Origin of the sequence: Pauljensenia sp. UMB3104, from assembly GCF_030217285.1 — a bacterium.
Classification (GTDB): domain Bacteria; phylum Actinomycetota; class Actinomycetes; order Actinomycetales; family Actinomycetaceae; genus Pauljensenia.
In genome coordinates, this window is the sequence record NZ_JASONN010000001.1 from 41,605 (window position 1) to 61,278 (window position 19,674).

The 19,674-nt window shown below is 63.3% G+C and carries 19 protein-coding genes and 1 tRNA gene; 17 read left to right on the top strand and 3 right to left on the bottom strand.

The annotated features are described in order from the left end of the window. The first annotated feature begins 105 nt into the window (after nt 1-105). Complete coding sequence (locus tag QP415_RS00195; protein ID WP_285097773.1) at nt 106-3,390, top strand: error-prone DNA polymerase; 3,285 nt, start codon at nt 106-108, stop codon at nt 3,388-3,390. Here the strand turns inward: QP415_RS00195 and QP415_RS00200 are convergent. Next, the gene (locus QP415_RS00200) at nt 3,387-4,067 is read right to left on the bottom strand and encodes an HAD family hydrolase (protein WP_016461629.1); all 681 of its coding nucleotides are present in this window, start codon (nt 4,065-4,067) and stop codon (nt 3,387-3,389) included. The two genes, QP415_RS00195 and QP415_RS00200, sit on opposite strands and share 4 nt — an antisense overlap. Nucleotides 4,068-4,155: 88 nt before the next feature. Here QP415_RS00200 and QP415_RS00205 point away from each other — a divergent pair, with 88 nt between their 5' ends. The 6 genes from QP415_RS00205 (at nt 4,156) to QP415_RS00230 (ending at nt 7,581) form a co-directional block, all read left to right on the top strand. Beyond that, nucleotides 4,156-4,644 carry a MarR family winged helix-turn-helix transcriptional regulator gene (locus tag QP415_RS00205; protein WP_016461630.1) on the top strand — a complete coding sequence of 163 codons (489 nt, stop codon included), beginning with the start codon at nt 4,156-4,158 and terminating at the stop codon, nt 4,642-4,644. Between the two features lie 78 nt (nt 4,645-4,722). Beyond that, nucleotides 4,723-4,809, top strand: a tRNA-Leu gene (locus tag QP415_RS00210). A 71-nt stretch (nt 4,810-4,880) separates the two neighbouring features. Continuing rightward, on the top strand, nt 4,881-5,552 hold the full coding sequence (locus tag QP415_RS00215; RefSeq protein ID WP_285098103.1) for a DsbA family oxidoreductase: 672 nt from the start codon (nt 4,881-4,883) through the stop codon (nt 5,550-5,552). Next, a complete protein-coding gene (locus tag QP415_RS00220) occupies nt 5,549-6,040 on the top strand; it encodes a nucleoside triphosphate pyrophosphohydrolase family protein (protein WP_016461632.1) in 492 nt (163 codons plus the stop codon). The genes QP415_RS00215 and QP415_RS00220 overlap by 4 nt, the downstream gene beginning before the upstream one ends. A gap of 95 nt (nt 6,041-6,135) precedes the next feature. Then, on the top strand, nt 6,136-7,233 hold the full coding sequence (locus QP415_RS00225; protein WP_016461633.1) for an NAD(P)/FAD-dependent oxidoreductase: 1,098 nt from the start codon (nt 6,136-6,138) through the stop codon (nt 7,231-7,233). Between the two features lie 33 nt (nt 7,234-7,266). Then, a complete protein-coding gene (locus tag QP415_RS00230) occupies nt 7,267-7,581 on the top strand; it encodes a DNA primase (RefSeq protein WP_285097776.1) in 315 nt (104 codons plus the stop codon). 82 nt (nt 7,582-7,663) lie between these two features. On the opposite strand, the gene QP415_RS00235 is transcribed toward QP415_RS00230, so the two are convergent. Continuing rightward, a complete protein-coding gene (locus QP415_RS00235; protein ID WP_285097777.1) occupies nt 7,664-8,614 on the bottom strand; it encodes an aldo/keto reductase in 951 nt (316 codons plus the stop codon). A gap of 4 nt (nt 8,615-8,618) precedes the next feature. Next, nucleotides 8,619-9,473: a RecB family exonuclease gene (locus QP415_RS00240; RefSeq protein ID WP_285097779.1), complete on the bottom strand. Its 855-nt coding sequence runs from the start codon at nt 9,471-9,473 to the stop codon at nt 8,619-8,621. Between the two features lie 79 nt (nt 9,474-9,552). Here QP415_RS00240 and QP415_RS00245 point away from each other — a divergent pair, with 79 nt between their 5' ends. Genes QP415_RS00245 through QP415_RS00290 form a run of 10 tightly spaced genes read left to right on the top strand, consistent with a single transcriptional unit; the run spans nt 9,553 to nt 19,660 of the window. Next, nucleotides 9,553-10,602 (top strand): tRNA (adenine-N1)-methyltransferase, encoded by a 1,050-nt coding sequence (locus QP415_RS00245; protein WP_285097781.1) that lies wholly within the window; start codon nt 9,553-9,555, stop codon nt 10,600-10,602. Further along, nucleotides 10,595-12,139: a proteasome ATPase gene (gene arc / locus QP415_RS00250; RefSeq protein WP_016461638.1), complete on the top strand. Its 1,545-nt coding sequence runs from the start codon at nt 10,595-10,597 to the stop codon at nt 12,137-12,139. Before QP415_RS00245 ends, arc begins: the two co-directional genes overlap by 8 nt. After that, complete coding sequence (dop, locus tag QP415_RS00255; protein WP_048676860.1) at nt 12,136-13,656, top strand: depupylase/deamidase Dop; 1,521 nt, start codon at nt 12,136-12,138, stop codon at nt 13,654-13,656. The genes arc and dop overlap by 4 nt, the downstream gene beginning before the upstream one ends. 25 nt (nt 13,657-13,681) lie before the next feature. Beyond that, nucleotides 13,682-13,858, top strand: a complete 177-nt coding sequence (locus QP415_RS00260) for a ubiquitin-like protein Pup (protein ID WP_016461640.1) — start codon at nt 13,682-13,684, stop codon at nt 13,856-13,858. A 1-nt stretch (nt 13,859) separates the two neighbouring features. After that, nucleotides 13,860-15,245, top strand: coding sequence for a Pup--protein ligase (gene pafA / locus QP415_RS00265; RefSeq protein WP_285097785.1), 1,386 nt, complete (start codon nt 13,860-13,862; stop codon nt 15,243-15,245). Then, the gene (locus QP415_RS00270) at nt 15,242-16,282 is read left to right on the top strand and encodes an FKBP-type peptidyl-prolyl cis-trans isomerase (protein WP_285097787.1); all 1,041 of its coding nucleotides are present in this window, start codon (nt 15,242-15,244) and stop codon (nt 16,280-16,282) included. The genes pafA and QP415_RS00270 overlap by 4 nt, the downstream gene beginning before the upstream one ends. A 60-nt stretch (nt 16,283-16,342) precedes the next feature. Next, nucleotides 16,343-17,554 carry a chorismate synthase gene (aroC, locus tag QP415_RS00275; protein ID WP_285097788.1) on the top strand — a complete coding sequence of 404 codons (1,212 nt, stop codon included), beginning with the start codon at nt 16,343-16,345 and terminating at the stop codon, nt 17,552-17,554. Then, the gene (locus QP415_RS00280; protein WP_016461644.1) at nt 17,551-18,060 is read left to right on the top strand and encodes a shikimate kinase; all 510 of its coding nucleotides are present in this window, start codon (nt 17,551-17,553) and stop codon (nt 18,058-18,060) included. The genes aroC and QP415_RS00280 overlap by 4 nt, the downstream gene beginning before the upstream one ends. Further along, a complete protein-coding gene (gene aroB, locus QP415_RS00285) occupies nt 18,057-19,139 on the top strand; it encodes a 3-dehydroquinate synthase (protein ID WP_285097791.1) in 1,083 nt (360 codons plus the stop codon). The genes QP415_RS00280 and aroB overlap by 4 nt, the downstream gene beginning before the upstream one ends. Next, entirely contained in the window at nt 19,136-19,660 is a 525-nt protein-coding gene (locus QP415_RS00290; protein WP_285097793.1) for a shikimate kinase, read from the top strand. Before aroB ends, QP415_RS00290 begins: the two co-directional genes overlap by 4 nt. Nucleotides 19,661-19,674: the final 14 nt, after the last annotated feature.

Consider the following 19,674-nt stretch of genomic DNA (forward strand, 5'->3'; position numbering starts at 1 on the left):
ATACGGTTTGTGACCACAAGCGTGGCCTCTCTTCGATACGCATGCGCACGTGTGCGGGTAGGCAGCCTCCCACTTCATCGAACATTTGTTCGATATGATGGGTGCGTGACCATGGAGCAACGCTACGCAGAACTGCACGCGCACAGCGCTTTCACCTTCCTGGACGGGACCGACGAACCCGCGCAGATGGTGGCCGAAGCTGCGCGTCTGGGCCTTGACGCCCTGGCGATTCTCGACGTTGATGGCATGTATTCGACGGTTCAGACGACCGTGGCAGCTCGCGACGTCGGCCTGCCGATCGTGTATGGGGCCGAGCTGACGCTCACGACAGACGCGCTCAGAGGAATCATTCCGGGCACGCAGGCGCCGGGATGGGGACTTGCCCCCGGCGCTGACGATCCGGGGATACGTCTGCCCGTATTGGCACAGAGCCCCGGCGGGTACGCCAACCTGGTGGGGGCCATGAGTGAGCGGGCGCTATCTGCGCCGGGGGAGCGAAACCCCTGCCACAGCCTCGTCGATCTGAGCGTGGCCGGAGGGGATCTCATCGTCCTCACGGGAGGCAGACGCGGTCCGCTCATGCGTGCTCTGCGAGCTGGAGGAACGGTGTCAGCACGCCGAGTCCTCGATGGACTCGTGGACACGTTTGGGCGCGACCAGGTTCTCGTCGAATGGCAGGCCGCGCGCGGGGATGAGGGTGAGGTTGGAGACACGCTTGCGGAGCTTGCGTGCGCCAGTGGAACACGGCTCGTTGCCACGACCGGCGCGCGCATGTCGACTCCCTCGAAGCAAGCACTCGGCGACATCCTTGCCGCTACCCGACTGGGCGCCTCCCTCGACGAGGCGCACGCGCACCTGGGTGCCCATCGTTCCTTCTTGCGCTCACCCGCCGAAATGGCTCGGCTGCACGGCGCCCACCCACATGCTCTTGATAACGCCTGCGACGTCGCAGCCTCCTGTGCTTTCGACCTGCGCCTCGTCGCTCCGCGATTGCCCCGTACCCGGGTTCCCGACGGGCATACACCGGATAGCTGGCTCGCACACTGTGCCTACGAGGGGGCCCGCGAGCGCTATGGGACGCGCGCACAACACCCTCGGGCATGGGAAACGATCGATCATGAACTGGGGATTATCGAACGGCTCGGCTTTGCGGGCTACTTCCTGATCGTCAAGGAGATCGTTGACTTTTGTGAGCGCAGCGGCATCCTGTGCCAGGGGCGAGGGAGTGCCGCCAATTCAGCGGTGTGCTACTGCCTCGGAATCACGGCGGTAGACGCCGTGCGCCACAACCTGCTCTTCGAGAGGTTTTTGTCCGATGCGCGTTCAGGTCCCCCCGACATCGACGTCGACATCGAGGCATGCCGTCGCGAAGAGGTCATTCAGTACGTCTACGACACCTTTGGGAGGGATCGCGCGGCACAGGTTGCCAACGTCATCACGTATCGCCCGCGCTCGGCGATCCGCGACGTCGCCCGCGCTCTCGGGTACCCCGCCGGCACGGCTACGGCCTGGTCCCAGGGCAGGGGAGAACCACCAGCCCTTGTTGGTGACGCTGCTGCTGCGCTTGCACGTCTGCCCCGACACATGGGGATCCACTCGGGAGGCATGGTGCTCACCGATCAGCCGGTCTCGCGCATCTGCCCGGTGGGGTGGGCAGCGATGCCGGGACGCACCGTCCTCCAGTGGGACAAAGAGGATTGTGCGGATGCGGGCCTCGTCAAGTTCGACCTGCTCTCGCTCGGCATGCTGACGGCGCTGCGCGTCGCCTTCGATGAGCTCCAGGCTGGCAACGCACGTACTGGAGAGGCAGCGAATAAGCTCCTGCGCGGCTGGGCGCCGCGAGTGGTGCATGGGCGCGGCGATAAGCCCCTGGGACTGCACACTCTTCCGGAGGAGGATCCACGGGTCTACGACTTGCTGTGCGCAGCCGACACGGTTGGCGTCTTTCAGGTGGAGTCGCGCGCGCAGATGAACACGCTTCCCCGTCTCAAACCGCGGTGTTTCTACGACATCGTCGTGGAGGTTGCCCTCATACGCCCCGGCCCGATCCAGGGGAACTCGGTCAACCCCTACCTGCGGCGCCGAGCGGGACGCGAGGAGGTCACCTACCTGCACCCACTCCTCGAACCGGCTCTGCGTCAGACGCTCGGCGTGCCGCTCTTTCAGGAGCAGCTCATGCGCATCGCGACGGATGCAGCAGGTTTTTCGGGTGCCCGAGCTGATCAGCTACGTCGTGCGATGGGGGCCAAACGCAGCCCCGAGCGCATGGAAGCCCTCAAAGGAGACCTGATGGCCGGCATGGAGGAACGGGGGATTGACGCCCCCACGCGCGAGCGCATCTTCGAACAGCTCAAGGGTTTCGCGGACTTTGGGTTCCCGGAGTCTCACTCCTTTTCGTTCGCGCACATTGTGTACGCCTCATCCTGGCTGAAGGTGCACGCGCCGGAGCACTTTTACGCCGCGATTCTGGCATCGCAGCCGATGGGTTTCTATTCCCCTGCGACTCTTGTGCAGGACGCTCGCAGGCACGGCGTACGCGTCGTTGGCCCATCGGTGAATGATTCGCTCGTTGACGCCAGCGTGCAGCGCGTGGGGAAGCAAGCGGGGGAGGATTACCATGCGGGACGATCGGAGTGCCTTCCCTCTCGAGGCCTCGTTCCCCTCGATGTCGATAGCTCCCTCGCGGTACGCATCGGGCTCTCTCAGGTGCGAGGCCTGGGCGCGGCTGCTGCGCGCATCGTCGAAGCGAGGCACGAGGGCCCCTTCGCGAATCAGGCGGACCTGGCCCGGCGTGCCCATATGAGTGCCTCCGACATGGAAAAACTTGCGATGGCGGGAGCACTCGAGTGCCTGGGAGTGGGCAGACGAGAGGGGACGTGGGCAGCCGGAGCACTCGCCCAACCCACCGCACGGGCCGGCCAGTGGCAACCGTTTCTTCCCGGCACGGAGGTGGGCTCTGTCGTCCCCGACCTCCCTCCACTCTCAGAAGAGGGGCACATGCGCTTGGATGTCGCCTCGACGGGGCTGACTGTAGGGACGCATCCTTTCGCGTACGTGCGTTCCGCTTTGCCTGAAGGAGTCCTGCGGACGGGTGATCTCGGACATCACTTGGCTGGACGCATCGTCGACGTCGCAGGAATAGTCACCCACCGACAACGCCCTCACACGGGCGCAGGGGTCACGTTCCTCTCCCTTGAAGACGAGACCGGCCTCGTCAACGTCTCCGTGTCGGTGGGTGCGTGGAAAAAGTTCCGGCGCGTGTGCCTCGAGTCGAGTGCGCTGCTCGTACGTGGGACGCTCGAGTGGGGAGACGGCGCGATTAGCGTGCAAGCATTTAGGATCACGCCTGTCGGGCTTCCCGTCGACGTGAAGTCCCGGGACTTTCGTTAGCGTCCGCTCTGGGACGCTGCCCTCGCTACCCCATCGAGGATGAATGCACGCAGGTCTTCGACCGTCTCGCACACGGCGTCCGCATCGTCGAGGCCATCCTCTGTCGCATATCCCCAGCCGACTCCAACCACTGGGATGCCAGCCTCCTGTGCGCCACGGACATCCCAGATGGAGTCTCCCACGATGACGGGGTGGGAGATATCAGCTCCCACCGCCTCCAGGCGCGTCAAGGCCTCACGAATGACCCTCGCCTTATTCGAAGACGGATCGGGTGTAGCTCCCGCGACCACGTCGAAGATGCTGGTCAGTCCCAGCTGTTCCATCTGCGCCACAGCCATCGGCGTCTGCTTCGACGTCGCGGTGGCCAAGGGGATACCCGCGTTGTGGAGATCATGCAGCAGGTCGATGACTCCCGGGAAGGGCTCAGGATCGAGATAGTGAGCTTGGTATCGAGTGCGGTAGCGAGTCACGAGGCCAGCCAGAAGCTCTCCCTCGTACCCCAGGTCTGCGAACGAATACCACAGCGGCGGGCCAACATACGTACGTAGGCGCTGATCGTCGGGGATTGGCAAATCGTAGTCTGACAGTGCGTCACGGAACGCGCTCATGACGGCCGGAGCGGAATCAACGAGCGTTCCATCGACGTCAAAAAGGACAACAGAAATGGATAAAGACACGTGATTCCCTCGCGTTGTTGGTGCTTTCTTAGTCACTATGCCCTATTATCCCGAGAGAAGCATCCGACACGACCACGAGGAGGGAGACATGGAGTCACGAGCACGACTCACGCCGATCGTTCAGGCCAATAGTGCACGCGCCGCCGCATGGCGAGTCTTCTTCGAGGCGTCCGGGCGCCTACAGGGCATTCTCGAGACGCGTCTCAAGCGTACCTACGGCGTCTCTATGCCGGACTACAACATTCTCCTGGCGCTATGGGAGGCCCCCGGCCACCGCCTGCGCATGGGGGAGCTCGCTGAGCGGGTCGTCTATTCTCCCTCGCGTGTCACCTACCTCGTGTCGAACCTGTCGCGTGACGGTTGGGTGGAGCGCATTCCGTCGCAGACGGACCGACGGGGATACGACGCGTGCCTGACAACACAGGGCATTGAAACTGTGCTAGCTGCCACAGAACTGCATCAGCAGACCGTCAGCGAGTATCTTCTCGATGGCATGACGGACGAAGATATCGACGCGATTGCAAAGGTTTTCGCGACTCTCGACTCGCGTCTGCGGGGCGACGAAAAAGAATCCTAGTTTCGATTGGCGCATGTCGACCACATCGTGTTAAGCTTCTACTCGCTTGCGGATCGCAACGGTTCGCATCGCTCACCTGCGCGGGTGGCGGAATAGGCAGACGCGCTAGCTTGAGGTGCTAGTCCTCATTTTACGAGGGTGGGGGTTCAAGTCCCCCTCCGCGCACGAGATGCCCCGGGGCCGAAAGGCTCCGGGGTTTTCCATATCACCGACGAGGAGGCGCCGTGCGTATTGACATGTGGCTCGACACCTGCGATCCCTGGAGTTACTTGGGGCTGCGACACCTTCGCGCAGCTCTCGAGCAATTCGGCCGCCGTGACGAGGTTGAGGTCTACCTGCACGCATTTCTTCTCGATCCCGATCTCGACGCGCCCATTGATAAGCCACGAGTCGTTGCCCTCGTCGAATCCGGCACCGCAACCCTCGAAGAGGTGCGTGAATCGGACGAACGCATGCGTGCACTCGGCGCTCGCGAGGGCATTCGTTTTGACTTCGACAATCTGATCATTGCCCCAACGTCACGCGCGCACCGCGTGATAGCTGCAGCCCATGACGCGGATATTGACGAGGATACGGTGGCGGGCCCGTCCTCGTGCCAGCTCAAGGTCGCCGAGGCAATTATGCGTGCCCACTTCGAAATGGGACTCGACATCTCCCACCCGGACGTCCTGATCGGGTGTGCCCAGGACGTTGGCATGCCGGCAGACCTAGCGGCACTGGCCATCGAAGACGAAGAATGGGCTTCCCGCGTCTATTCGGACTTCCAAATGGCGATACACATGGGCGTCACCGCCGTCCCCACCTACGTCTTCGACGCCCAGTTCCTCGTCGACGGGCATCAGACCACGACCGCATTCACGAACATCCTGGCCACCGCCTGGGAACAGTCTCGAAAGGACCACGCATGAGCGAGAAGACCACCACCGCCTCGAACACGACTGGGGGAGCGCCCAGCCCGATGGATCTCGTGATGGAGTTCCACCGCACCTACTCGGTCCCGATTCGTCCTTTCGACGATCCGACGCTGTCCTACGAGCGCCTCGATCTGCGCATGAGCCTCATTGCCGAAGAGTTCGCTGAGCTCGTCGGAGCGGTGTACGGCAAGCGCGCCCGCGCCATCATCGAGGCCGCCACCGCTGAGGCCGCAGCTGCTGATGACGGAGAGCGCGATGTTATCGAGGCTGCGGATGCCCTTGCGGATCTCGTCTACGTTATTTTCGGGATGGCGATCGAATCAGGAATGGATCTGGATTCGGTGCTCGCTGAGGTCCAGGCCTCGAACCTGTCGAAGCTGATGCCCGATGGTTCTGTCAAGCTCCGCGAGGACGGGAAGGTACTCAAGGGCCCCAACTTCTTCCCACCGAATGTTGCCCGTGGCCTCGGGATCGACGAATAGGAGAACTCGTCCGACTCGGACTAAAGTCCCTAGCACGCGCGTTCGTGCCCGTCAGGTGACACAATAGACGCGGTCCACTCATAAGGAGGAAAGACATGGCACGCGTCGCAGTCATTGGCGGAGGATACGGAGGCGTCACGGTCGCTAAGGGACTTGATCCCCTCGCGGACGTCGTTCTCATCGAACAGAAGGACCAGTTCGTCCACCACGCAGCGGCCCTGCGCGCCGCTGTCGATACGGTGTGGGAGCATGCAATCTTCATGCCCTACACGAATCTCCTGAGCCGCGGCGAGGTCGTGCGTGGCACGGTTTCGCGCGTCGACGGCACGACAGTCCACGTCTTCGGGCACGATCCGATCGAAGCCGACTACGTTGTCTTCGCCACCGGATCCACCTACCCCTTCCCGGCGAAGTACTCCTCGTACCGTTCCTCCGTTGCCAAGGCGCGCCTCGAGCAGCTGCACGAGAACCTGAGCCGAGCCCGCTCCGTCATGATCGTTGGCGGCGGCACCGTCGGTATCGAGCTGACCGGCGAGCTTGCCAACGCCTTCCCGGGCCTCGACATCACCATCGTCGAGTCCTCGGACCAGATTCTGGGCACCCCCGGCTACACAGACGCGCTCCGCGAAGAGATCAGCGAGCAGCTGGCCACGCTCGGCGTACGCGTCGTGACCGGTTCCGAGCTCGCTTACCTGCCACCGCAGAACGTCGGCGACCTGGGACACTTCATGGTGCAGACTAAGAATGGCGAGGTTGTCGAAGCGGACCTGTGGTTCCAGTGCTACGGTGCACGCGCTAACACCGGCTTCCTGATTGGCTCCGAGTATGAGTCCGTCATGAACCCGAACGGCACGATTCGCGTCGACGGCACCATGCAGGTCGTTGACCACCCGAATGTCTACGCCGTGGGTGACCTGACCGACGTGCGTGAATCCAAGCGTGCTGATGCGGCACGCCAGCAGGCACGCGTCGTCATCGCCAACATCACGGCGCAGATCGAGGGCGAGACACCTGACGCCCTGTATGAGCCCACCAAGGAATGGGTCATCCTGCCTCTCGGACCGAACATGGGTGCTTCCCAGCTGCTCGACGCAGACGGACAGACCCGCATCTTGGGCGCCGATCAGACCGCCGAGATCAAGGGAACCGATCTCATGGTGTCCGTCATTCGTTCGCAGCTCAACCTTCCCTGATAAAGTGCGCCGTCTCACGGTAGAATGAATGCCATGACTGGAGATCCTCGCCGCGCGCTGACGCGCCTGCTGAACGCCTTCGAGAACCACTTCGACATCGCCCGCGATGGAGACGAGGCCGATGATGCCGCGCTCGAAGCAGCCGAGTTGGCGCTGCGTGACGCGTTCTTCACCTATGACGACATTCTGTTCACTCAGCTCGGGGTCGAGTTGCCGTTCGACATCCTCGACGACTCCGATGAAGATGATGAGGACGATGACTCAGATTACGAGGACGAGGACTCCGACTTCGAGGATGACGAGGAAACCGATGAGGATGACGACGATTTCATCGAAGTTGACGACTGAGTCGTCCCGGATGCTCAGATAGACGGGTGGGGCCCGAACCATGCGGTTCGGGCCCCACCCGTCTGTTCAGGTCAGCTGACGCTCAGCGCGCCACGCACGACGGACCAGCAACCTCTGCGAGGACCTGGCGGATCGGAGCCGGCAGCGGCTCCGAATAACCGAGAAGAGTATCGAGCTGACGGCGGGTGCGAGGCCCAATCAGTGCGGCGCTCACACCGGGGAAGTCACGCACCCATGCCAGCGCGACGTCACCGGTCGACCGTTCCAAACCGGCCGCAGCACGAGAGGTGGCCTCAATGACGGTCCTTGGGTGACCCTCCAGGTAGGGCTCGACCATGTGTCGCAGATGGGGCGATGCGGCGCGCGAATCTGCGGGGGTCGTGTGACGATACTTGCCCGTCAGCGCACCCCCGGCCAATGCAGAGGCCGCGATGACACCGACACCTCGGCCCGACAGCTCGGCAATGGTCTGGGCTGCTGAGGCATTCGCCAACGAAAAGGGGGCTTCGACAACGGTCATTGGCGCGCATGCGCCCAATATCCCGCGTGTCACGGCCTCTGCAAGTTCCCAGTGGGATGCCCGCGATAATCCGACATAGTGGGCGCGGCCGGAGCGCTGCGCAAGCGTCGCGGCCTCGAGAGTCTCCTCAAGCGGAACCTCCGGACGTGGCTCGACGAGCCATACGTCGACGTAATCTGTGTCGAGCCTGGCCAGGGCATCATCGAGGCTGCGCAGCAGATCGCCGCGGCCCGCAGCGCTCACCCACGCGCCCTCTCCGGCACGTCGAACCGCGCCCCGCCAGACGAGTGCGACGCGGTGTCGGCCGATACTCGACAGTCCCTCTGATAGGACATCAACGGCCATCCCATCGCCGTGTGCAGGGGAGCACTCGACGAGATTGCCGCCGGCATCGACGAAAGCCTTCAGCATGTCGTGGGCCTCGGGTCCATCGGTGTCGCGCCCCCACGTGAGGGTGCCCAAACCGAGTGCGGACAGATAGAGCCCGCTACGTCCGCATTGCTTCAGTTCCATGCCTCTAGCCTAGCCGAGTCCGCGCTAGCCACTGCGCGTGTTGGCGCGGCGTTGGGGGAGTGGTTCCGCCGAATAATGGACACAGTGAGCGCACGCCACACCAGTTGCACAGCGGATTCTTGCGGGGCGTGAAGGAATCGTGCTCAATATCGTGTTCGATGCGGTCCCAGAGCTGATCGATGTGGCGCTCAAAATCGCGGATTTCCTCTGCCGTGGGATCCAGCGTGATCACCTGCCCGGCACGCAGGTACACGAGCTGCATGCGGGAGGGGAGAACCTGTGTGCGTGCAAGCAGGAGCGCGTAGAAACGCATCTGGTAGAGTGCCTCTCCCACATAGCGCGGTCCGGGTGCCTTACCGGTCTTGTAGTCGACGACGCGCAGGCGTCCGTCCGGAGCTTGATCGACCCGGTCGATGAAGCCGAGCAGGCGCACGCCACGCTCGGTCGTCGTGGTCACCCTCTGCTCACGCGCCGCTGGAGCGATCCACTGGGGAGCCTCGATCGCGAAATAGCCGTCGATGAGCGAGCGGGCATCGTCGAGCCACGCCTCTCGGTCAGCGTCGTTGGCGAACAGGGCTGCAACCTCGGGGTTCTTCGCCGCGAATGCCTCGTATTGGGGCACGACCTGCGCGCGTGCGTTCTCGGGTGTGCGCTCGGATGGATCGAGGGCGAAGAGCTCCTCAAGCACCGCGTGGACGACCGTTCCCAAGGCTTTCGCGCGCGTTTCCGGCTCCCGGTACCCATCAAGGACATGGAGCCGGTACTGCAGCGGGCAACGCTCGTACTCTTTCGCACGCGATGCGGAAAGCGCGGGTTCCCACGTGCGGGGTTCGGGCGAGGGGGCAATCAGGTCTGTCATGAATACCACGCTAACCCCTGCCACCCTCATCTGTGTTCTGCCATGGGCGCAGGTGGTGGTTAGCGGTATCCTTTACGTAATGTCTATTCAGCGTAATACTTCGATATCGGCCACCGATTTTGGCCAGCCCACCCGCCGAGGCCCGCTTGCCGAGGGCGACCGCGTTCAGGTTCGTGATCCCAAGGGACGCTTCCACCAGGTAATCCTCGTCAGCGGTGGACGTTTCCAGTCCAACCGCGGTGGTTTTGACCATAACGACGTTATTGGCCGCCCCGACGGCCAGGTGATTGTCACGGAAGAAGGACGCCAGTTCCAGATTCTGCGCCCTCTCCAGGTCGACTACGTGATGTCAATGCCCCGTGGTGCTGCCGTCGTCTATCCGAAGGATGCCGGCGTGATCACCCACATGGGCGACATTTTCCCGGGCGCGACGGTTATCGAGGCTGGTGCGGGTTCTGGTGCCCTGTCGATGGCTCTCCTTGACGCAGTCGGCCCGCAGGGACGCCTCATCTCCGTGGAGCGTCGCCAGGACTTCGCCGACATTGCAGCCGCCAACGTCGACCTCTGGTTCGGTCGACGCCACCCGGCATGGGATCTGCGTGTTGGAGACGTCGATGAGGTCCTCTGGTCGGCTGAAGCTGGCAGCGTTGACCGCATCGTGCTCGATATGTTGGCGCCCTGGGAGAACATTGAGGCCATCACGCACGCCCTTATCCCGGGCGGCGTCCTCGTGTGCTACGTTGCGACCGTGACGCAGATGTCCCGTCTCGTCGAGGATCTGCGTGCATCCGAGCGTTTCACCGATCCGATCGCGTGGGAGGACATGCGCCGCGAGTGGCACCTTGATGGCCTTGCCGTGCGCCCGGAACACCGCATGGTCGCCCACACCGGGTTCCTTGTCATCGCCCGCCTTCTCGCCCCCGGCATCACCCCGCAAGAACGTTCGACGCGGCCCGCAAAGGCTGCTGAAGGCCAGGGCGGCGCGTGGGACGACGAGGAGGACTGGAGCCTCGAGAAAGTCGGCCAGCGCGTGAACTCTGAGAAAAAGGTGCGCAAGGTCCGCCGCGACGTCGTCGCACAGGCGGACACGTGGGCGTCAGAAGGACGCGAGGCGGCTAGCGATGAGTGAGGCTACTGATCGCGAGTCTTTGCAGCGACGTCTGATCTCCCTGGAAGAGAAGAACGGACGCCTGACGAGCGCGCTCACAACAGCGCGCACCGAGCTAATCCGCCTGCAAGGGGAGCTGGCCGACGTATCGCGTCCCCCGCAGACGCTGGCGACTTTTGTGCGTGCTTTCCCATCGTCGCGTCAGATCGAGGTCGTGAGCGGTGGCAAGCGTATGCGTGTGGCGGTGTCGCCGAAGCTCGACGTGACGGATCTGTCCTACGGACAGTGGGTGCGTCTCGACGACACGTCGATCGCCGTCGCTGCCGATGACTTTCCCCGCAGTGGACAGGTTGTCTCCATCCTCGAATTGGTCGGCCAGGATCGTGTTCTCGTCGCCACAGAGGGCGGCGCCGAAACTCTTCTTGAGCTTGCCGGCCCGCTGCGTCACGGCAACCTACGCCCCGGAGACTCCCTCGTCGTGGATGCACGTGCCGGGATCGCGTTTGAACGCATCGTGCGTGAGGATGTCGAGCAGCTGCTCACCCCCGAGGTCCCCGACGTCACGTACGAAGATATCGGTGGTCTCGACGATCAGATCGCGCAGGTGCGCGACTCGATCGAAATGCCTTTCAATCACCCCGAGCTCTATCGGCAGTTTGGGCTTCGTCCGCCCAAGGGCATTCTCCTGTACGGTCCTCCGGGATCTGGCAAGACCCTCATCGCGAAGGCAGTGGCCAACTCACTATCCAAGCGCGGAGGCGCCTCGACGTTCTTCCTGTCTATTAAGGGCCCCGAGCTTCTCAACAAGTTCGTCGGCGAAACCGAACGTCAGATTCGTGCGATTTTCGCTCGAGCGCGCACTCTCGCGGCCGGTGATACTCCCGTCGTCATCTTCTTCGATGAGATGGAGGCGCTGTTCCGCACGCGTGGCACGGGCGTGTCCTCGGACGTTGAAACGATGATCGTACCGCAGCTTCTTGCGGAGATGGATGGCGTTGAGTCGCTTGATAACGTTGTGATTATCGGAGCCTCCAACCGTGCGGACATGATTGATCCCGCTGTTTTGCGCCCCGGCAGACTCGACGTGCGGATCCGCGTCGATCGTCCCGATCGCGCGGGAGCGCTCGATATCTTCTCGAAGTACCTGACCCCGCAGGTGCCCATCCATGCCTCCGAGATCGCACGCTTCGGCGGTATCGACGAGGCCGTGGCTGGGATGAGCGAACGTGCCGTCGATGCCCTCTACGCCCGTAACGAGACAACCGCGCTCTTCCTCGCGACTCTTGTCAATGGCGATCACAAGCGCATCTACCTCTCTGACCTCGTCTCCGGCGCTCTCATCGCAGGGATCGTCGAGCGTGCCAAGAAGTATGCGATCAAGGACGCATTGATGGGCGCGCCCTCCGGGCTGAGCATGGAGCACCTGCTGCGTGGTGTCCATGAAGAGATGAACGAGTCATTGGAGCTTGCCGCCACATCATCTCCGGAAGATTGGGCCCGCACGAGTGGCCTCGCTCCCGAAATCGTGAATGTGAAGCCGATTGGAACAGTGAAATGAGCAGCGAACGCATTATCGGTACCGAAACCGAGTATGGCGTCTACCGTCCCGGCGACGCGTGGGCAAATCCGATTGCTCTGTCGACGAAGGTTGTGACGACCTACGGTGAGATCAGCCGCACGGGCACTCCCGCCCAGGGCGCAGGTGTTGTGCGGTGGGACTATACGGGTGAGGATCCCCTCAACGATCTGCGCGGCATGCGTATGTCGCGTGCGGCCGTTGATCCCTCGCTTCTCACTGACGATCCGTACCACCTCGCACCATCGGGAGGCTCTGAGCGCGTTGCTCGTCCCACTGCTGAGGAGCTGGCGCTTCCGGCTGCCACTACCGCCGTCTTGACGAACGGTGCACGCCTGTACGTCGACCATGCTCACCCCGAGTACTCCGCCCCCGAGACGATCGGTGCACGCGATGCACTGCTGTGGGATCGCGCGGGCGAAGTGATCGCGCAGCGCGTGATGGCACGCCTGGAGCAACAGGGTGAGGAACCGATCGTCCTCGTCAAGAACAACACTGACGGTAAGGGTGCCGCCTACGGCACCCACGAGAACTACCAGATGCCTCGCATCACCGACCTCGACTCGATCGTTCGTGGCCTCACGCCCTTCATGGTGACTCGTCCGGTTATCTGCGGTGCGGGACGCGTGGGACGCGGACAGAAGAGCGAAGTACCCGGTTTTCAGATGTCGCAGCGCGCAGACTTCGTCGAAAACGAGGTCGGCCTCGAGACGACCTTCAACCGTCCAATCGTCAATACGCGCGATGAGCCCCACGCGAACCCCGCGCAATTCCGCCGCCTCCACGTGATCGGCGGCGATGGCAACATGTTCGATGTGTCAGCCTTCCTCCGTTTCGGCACAACCTCCCTCGTCCTATGGGCGATCGAGCAGGGCACTGATCTGCGCTGGGATTCGCTCGTCATGGACGATCCTGTCCAAGAGACCTGGAATGTGTCCCACCACCCCGATCTCGACTACAAGGTTGGAACGGCTGGCGGCGCCTACACGGCAGCCGAACTTCAGCAGGTATACCTGGACCTCGTGCTGGACACCTTCGAGGAAACGGGAACAACGCCCACAGCCGCCGACCAGGAGATTCTCACCCTGTGGCAGTCAGTCCTCGATCGTATGCGCGCCGATCTTTTCTCCGTGGCCACCGAGGTCGAGTGGGTGGGGAAATACCAGCTCATCAAGCGTCAGAAGGAACGCGCGAACCTCGACTGGAGCGATCCTCGTCTCGCTGCGATTGACCTGCAGTGGTCAGACCTGCGTCCCAGCCACGGCCTCGTCTATCGTCTGGCGAAGGCAGGCATGGTGACACGCCTTGTCACAGATGAGGAGGTCGAACGCGCTGCCGACGTCGCGCCAACCAACACGCGTGCCCACGTGCGAGGATGGGCAGTCGCCAACCGCCGCGATCTTGTGAAGGCCTCGTGGACTTCTCTTGTCTTCGATCCCGGCGAAGGGGACTTGGTCCGTTTCCCGATTGCAGATGCACGCGACACGTCCACCCGATAATTGACGAAAGAAAGAAGAACGAACTATGTCGAATCAGATTTTCGCAGGCGGTCCCACCCCCGAGGATGACGTGACCGAGGCCGCTGGCCAGATCCAGGCCCGTACTTCGTCGATCGACTCTCTCCTCGACGAAATCGACTCCGTTCTGGAAACAAACGCGGAAGCATTCGTTCAGGGCTTCGTCCAGAAGGGTGGCCAGTGAGGTGAGGCGTCGAGTTTTCGGCATCGAAACCGAGTACGGGCTCACCGCAGCATCGCCCAGCGGCGCCAAGCCGATGGACGCCGAGCACGCCGCACGCCAGCTGTTTGAGCCGCTCCTGCACCAGGGCCGTTCCTCGAATCTCTTCCTGCGCAATGGCGGCCGCCTGTACCTTGATGTCGGCGCGCACCCCGAGTATGCGACCGCCGAATGTGATCGGCTTGAGGATCTGCTCGAGCAGGATCGCGCGGGTTCTACCATGCTCGCAGACCTTGCAACGCAGGCTGACGCTGCTCTGTCCGAGCTCGGCACCGATCTGCGTCTGCATCTCTTCCGCAACAACCTAGACTCGCAGGGCAACTCTTACGGATGCCACGAAAACTACCTCTTGCACCGGCGACGCGACTTCCGCCAGGTCGCCGATGCGCTGGTCGCATTCTTCGTGACGCGTCAGATCCTGGTCGGAAACGGGTGGATCAACACGGGCGCGGCCACCCCGCGACTGCAGTTCTCCCAGCGTGCCGATCAGATGTGGGATGCCGTCTCCTCCGCCACGACCCGTTCGCGCCCGATCATCAACACCCGTGACGAGGCGTTGGCTGATTCCGGTGCTTATCGCCGTATGCACGTGATTGTCGGCGACACGAACGTCGCAGAGCCCACCACCGCCCTCAAGGTCGGTATGACCGAACTCCTGATCCATGCCATCGAGGACGGCCTCCAGATCGAAGACCTGGCCCTCGCCGATCCGATGCGCGCTATTCGCGAGGTGAATGCCGACCTGAGCGGATCGGCAGCCATTGAGCTCGTAACCGGCAGGATGACGAGCGCTGTCGCTATGCAGCGTGACATCCGTGAGCGTGTACTGTCCCGGATTCCGGTCTCCGAGCTGGACCCGATGCGCGCCTACATTGTCGATCTGTGGGGCAGGGGTCTCGATGCGATCGCCAGCGGAGACTGGAGTGGTATCGACACAGAGCTCGACATCGCAATTAAGCGCAAACTGCTGAGCTCCTACTGCGCACGCAGCGGTGCCACGCTCGCAGATCCGCGTGTCGCGCGACTCGAACTGTCCTACTCCGAGATCACGGCGGATGGCCTACGCGACCGGATGGAGAGTGCAGGTCTCATGCGACGCCTGACAACCGCCGATGCCGTGCGTCGTGCTCAAACAATTGCGCCGGCGACGACGCGAGCGAGCCTGCGTGGACGTATTATTGCCGCCGCCGAGGATGCGCGAGCCGATTTGAGCGTCGACTGGGTGCACGTGCGCCTTGACGAATCCCAGACGATCCCGCTGTCCCTGCAGGACCCCCTCGCCACGGTCGATCCGCGCGTGGATGCTCTCATCGCGCAGATTGACGCCTCGTCTCCTACGATTCCCGCATGAGCACCGAGCCGTCATCGCCCGATTCACCCTCCACGCACCGTGTGAAGGGCTCATCGCAGCGCGCCGCCGCGCGTGCTTCTCGGTCACAAGGTGCCTCGCGCGGTGGGTTGTTCCTCCGTATCGGCCTCACTCTCACCCTGCTCATCGCGGGTGGTGGCCTCACGTGGTGGGCTTGCGTCCCCGCTCCGACCACGCAGACGACGCCAGGCGCCGACGCGACTGCCCAGTCAACGACGCTTCCCTTGTTTGACCGCGTGACGGTCTCCGGACGAGTCGGCGCGACACCCACGATTGATATCAAGGCGCCGCTCGACGTTGATGGCTTCAAGGCTCGCGTCATCGAAGAAGGCACCGGTCGTGAGATTACGGAAGGTTCTCCCGTCCTCGTCTCAGTGACTGCCTTTGATGGGACGAGCGGGCGCATGCTCTCTGAGTCTGGCCGCCCGCAGATGAGCCTCGGGATCGTCGGCTCGGATCAGATCAGCTCGGACCTCGCCATGTTGGTCACCGGCAAGCATGAAGGGTCCCGTATCCTCGCGTTTCGTACTGTAGCCATGGGGGATGGCTCTCCCAACACCAGGGAAATTGACGTCGTCGACATCCTGCCGTCCATCGCCACAGGAACCTCGGTCGATGCCACCGTCGGTCCGATGAGCGTCGAGATGAGTCCCGAGGGACCGCTTATCAGTCACATTGCGACGCTCCCTGGCGGTGTGACGACGCAGGTGCTCAACAAGGGTGACGGCGTTCAGGTTCACGAAGGTGATCGGGTTGTCGCCCAGTTCACCGTTCTCGGTTGGACTGATGGAGTCGTCCGCGTCAACACGTGGGAAACAGGCGTGCCGGCCGTGGTGAATCTCAACACGGCGATGAAAGGCCTGACAAACGCGCTCGTCGATCAGAAGGTGGGCTCGCGCCTGGCGATCACAATTCCACCGGACCTCGCTGCGGGTGATGACACGCTCTGCGTGGTCATCGATATCCTCGGTACCGAGCCCGGCACTTCGACAGCAGGGGATAGCGCACCTCAGTCCTGATCGCCCATCCCGTGAGAGCCGCCGGGCATGAGCATCGCGGCGTGTGGGACACTGGGAGACATGCTGAGATGGATGACCGCCGGAGAATCGCACGGCCCCGCACTGATCGCCACGATTGAGGGGCTTCCCTCGGGCTTGCGTGTCACGACTGAGGACCTGCGACGAGGCCTCGCACGTCGCCGTCTCGGATATGGCCGCGGCGCGCGGCAGAAGTTCGAGGCCGACGAGGTATCAATCCTGGCCGGCGTCCGTCACGGCGTGACCACCGGCGCCCCTGTTGCCATCCGCATCGGTAATTCCGAGTGGCCCAAGTGGGAGACGGTGATGAGCGCGGATCCTGTGGATCCTTCCGCCCTGCTGATCGACGCGGGAACGGGCGACGAGCGTGAGATCGCTCGAAACCGACCGCTGACGAGGCCTCGTCCCGGTCACGCGGATCTTCCTGGCATGCTGTCCTACGACCTGCCCGAGGCGCGCCCTGTTCTTGAACGCGCGAGTGCCCGCGAGACTGCAGCGCGCGTTGCACTCGGTGTACTCGCTGAAGCTCTCCTGGAGCAGGTCGCCGGCGTTCGCCTCGTCTCCCACGTCGTTTCCGTCGGGCCGCAGCGCGCCACGGCCTCATCGACTCCCACGCCTGCCGACGAAGCGGCACTGTGCGAGGCATCGATGCGCACGCTTGATCCGGAGGATAACGCTCGCTTCGAGGCGGCGGTTGACGCAGCGAAACAGGCGGGTGACACGATCGGCGGTGTTGCAGAAGTCATTGCATACGACGTTCCGGTGGGCTTGGGCACTCACGTGACCGCTCGCGAGCGCCTTGACGCGCGGCTGGCCGCCGCACTCATGTCGATCCAGTCGGTGAAGGGCGTGGAAATTGGCGACGGTTTCGCCCAGGCCGCACTGCTCGGCTCCGTGGCCCACGACGAAATCCAGCGAGGTGAGGATGGACACCTGAGGCGCGCTTCCAACCACGCCGGAGGCATCGAAGGCGGCACGTCCAACGGCGCGCCGATCGTCGCGCGCGCTGCTTTTAAGCCGATCTCGACCGTTCCACACGCGCTGCGCAGCATCGACCTCGCAACGGGTGAGGAGGCCGTTGGCCTGCACCAGCGTTCCGATACGTGCCAGGTTGTACCCGGCGCTGTGATCGCTGAGGCCGAGGTGGCCTTGGTGCTCGCAGATGCCCTGTCGGACCACGCAGGTGGCCGGTCGGTGACTGAGATGCGCAGGAACCTGGCGTCCTACCTCGCCGCCGTGGGGGAACGCGCATGAGCGTGCGCGGTCCAATCGTTCTCGTCGGCCTGCCCGGCGCTGGCAAATCCAAGGTCGGGCGCCTCCTCGCCGGGCACTTGGGCATCGACCATATCGATACCGATGCTCTCATCGTCGAACGCGCTGGCCGTCCGATTGCGGATATTTTTGCCACCGACGGCGAAGCAGCCTTTCGCGTGATGGAGACCGAAGCAGTCGCCGAGGCGCTCACGCACGAGGCCGTCGTGTCCCTGGGCGGGGGAGCGGCAGCAACTCCCGCCGTTCGGGAGCTCCTGTCTGGGCACACGGTCGTCTACATTGATGCTCCCCACGAAGAACTCGTTCGTCGCACCGCCTCGAAGACGCATCGGCCGCTGCTGGCTGAGGATCCGTCCGGGACGCTCGCGCGGCTGCGCACCGAGCGCGAACCTCATTACCGATCTGTCGCCACCATCGTCGTTGAGTCGGGGCCCGGCCCCGTCGATGACGTCGTCACCGCCATTGCACAGCAGTTGGAGCACTCATGAGCACGATTATCCGCGTCACCGGAGAGCACCCCTCCACCATCACCGTCGGACACGGACTTGGTTTCGAGCCGATCTATCAGGCCCTCGACGAGGCAGCCACCAAGGTGCTCATCATTCACGCTCGTCCGCTCGCTCGGCGCGCTGCTTCCTTGGCGCAGTACCTGCACGACCGGGGAATCAACGCGTCGACGGCTGATCACCCCGACGCCGAGGCCGGCAAGTCGATTGAGGTTGTGGCCTCCCTGTGGGATGAGTGCGGACGCCTCCAACTTGGGCGCAAGGATGCGATTATTGCTATGGGTGGGGGAGCGACCACCGATATGGCGGGGTTCGTCGCGGCCACGTGGCTCAGGGGCATTACGCTCATCAACGTTCCCACCACGCTACTCGCTATGGTTGATGCGGCCGTTGGCGGTAAGACGGGAATCAACACGTCCGTTGGGAAGAACCTCGTCGGTTCGTTCTATCCGGCAACCGCCGTGGTTGCCGACATGGATCTCCTCGAGAGCCTTCCCGCGCCCGATCTGGCGGCGGGTGCCGCCGAGGTGATCAAGTGTGGATTTATCGCTGACCCTGAGATTCTGAGGATCGTCGAGGAGACTGATCCGCAGGATCTGCTCCGTGCCGACAGCCCACAACTTGCAGAAATCACGACCCGAGCGATCGCCGTCAAGGCACGAGTCGTGTCGGCAGACCTGACAGAAGGAGGCCTGCGCGAGACTCTCAACTACGGGCACACTCTCGCCCACGCGATCGAGCGCGCGAACGACTACACGTGGAGACATGGTGACGCCGTGGCCGTCGGCTGCTGCTTCGCCGCGCGACTCGCTCATGCCCGTGGGCAGCTCAGCGCCAAGGATGTTGTGCGCCACGACGACCTCTTCTCCCGCGTCGGACTGCCCACGCGCTACGAGGGGCACACCATCGAGGAGCTGACGCGCATCATGCTCTCTGACAAGAAGGTGCGGCGTGGGATTCTGCGTTTTGTCCTCCTCGACGGGATCGCGAAGCCCAGTACCTTCTCCGTGGATCCCTCGGAGCTGGTGACACCCGCCGCACAGATCGGTATCGGCGCATGAGCCTGATCGTCCTGATTGGGGTAACGGGATCGGGTAAATCCACCGTCGCTCGGGAATTATCGGAGCGATATGGCCTCGCCCTCCTCGAAACCGACGCGGCCGTCGAAGCGCGCCTCGGAGCATCCATGCACAGCCTCATTGTCCAGCGCGATCCGCGTCTGCCCGATACCGCCCGTGAGGAGGCCGACCGCCTCCTCAGCCTCGACGAGGGCATTGTCACGCTCGGCGCCTCTCAACCGCTCGACCCGGCCACAGCCTCGTCCATCGAGCGAGCACGCGCAAACGGCGCGATCGTCGTCGAGCTGAGCGCCGATCTTTCCGCAGTATCGCGCCGAGAAGGCCTAGGGGCCCCTCGCTCCGTTGGCCTTGGTGCACCCCGCGCCGTGCTCACACAGCTGATGAAGCAAGCACGGGAGGCATACGCCTCCGTGGCCGATGCAACAGTCGATACGAGTGAGCGCACCCCGCAAGAAGTCGCGGAATTGGTGGCGCGCGCGTGTAAACTGACCCCTGATTACTGATTCCTTCACAAGTG

Excerpts from the sequence above, each read along its gene's own strand:
- QP415_RS00220 (WP_016461632.1), top strand. The coding sequence starts at position 5,549 with ATGAGCGAGAAGACCACCACCGCCTCGAACACGACTGGGGGAGCGCCC.
- QP415_RS00290 (WP_285097793.1), top strand. The coding sequence starts at position 19,136 with ATGAGCCTGATCGTCCTGATTGGGGTAACGGGATCGGGTAAATCCACC.
- aroB (WP_285097791.1), top strand. The coding sequence starts at position 18,057 with ATGAGCACGATTATCCGCGTCACCGGAGAGCACCCCTCCACCATCACC.
- QP415_RS00260 (WP_016461640.1), top strand. The coding sequence starts at position 13,682 with ATGTCGAATCAGATTTTCGCAGGCGGTCCCACCCCCGAGGATGACGTG.
- QP415_RS00215 (WP_285098103.1), top strand. The coding sequence starts at position 4,881 with ATGTGGCTCGACACCTGCGATCCCTGGAGTTACTTGGGGCTGCGACAC.
- QP415_RS00230 (WP_285097776.1), top strand. The coding sequence starts at position 7,267 with ATGACTGGAGATCCTCGCCGCGCGCTGACGCGCCTGCTGAACGCCTTC.
- QP415_RS00270 (WP_285097787.1), top strand. The coding sequence starts at position 15,242 with ATGAGCACCGAGCCGTCATCGCCCGATTCACCCTCCACGCACCGTGTG.
- dop (WP_048676860.1), top strand. The coding sequence starts at position 12,136 with ATGAGCAGCGAACGCATTATCGGTACCGAAACCGAGTATGGCGTCTAC.
- QP415_RS00235 (WP_285097777.1), bottom strand. The coding sequence starts at position 8,614 with ATGGAACTGAAGCAATGCGGACGTAGCGGGCTCTATCTGTCCGCACTC.
- QP415_RS00225 (WP_016461633.1), top strand. The coding sequence starts at position 6,136 with ATGGCACGCGTCGCAGTCATTGGCGGAGGATACGGAGGCGTCACGGTC.
- arc (WP_016461638.1), top strand. The coding sequence starts at position 10,595 with ATGAGTGAGGCTACTGATCGCGAGTCTTTGCAGCGACGTCTGATCTCC.
- QP415_RS00240 (WP_285097779.1), bottom strand. The coding sequence starts at position 9,473 with ATGACAGACCTGATTGCCCCCTCGCCCGAACCCCGCACGTGGGAACCC.
- QP415_RS00205 (WP_016461630.1), top strand. The coding sequence starts at position 4,156 with ATGGAGTCACGAGCACGACTCACGCCGATCGTTCAGGCCAATAGTGCA.
- QP415_RS00245 (WP_285097781.1), top strand. The coding sequence starts at position 9,553 with ATGTCTATTCAGCGTAATACTTCGATATCGGCCACCGATTTTGGCCAG.
- aroC (WP_285097788.1), top strand. The coding sequence starts at position 16,343 with ATGCTGAGATGGATGACCGCCGGAGAATCGCACGGCCCCGCACTGATC.
- QP415_RS00280 (WP_016461644.1), top strand. The coding sequence starts at position 17,551 with ATGAGCGTGCGCGGTCCAATCGTTCTCGTCGGCCTGCCCGGCGCTGGC.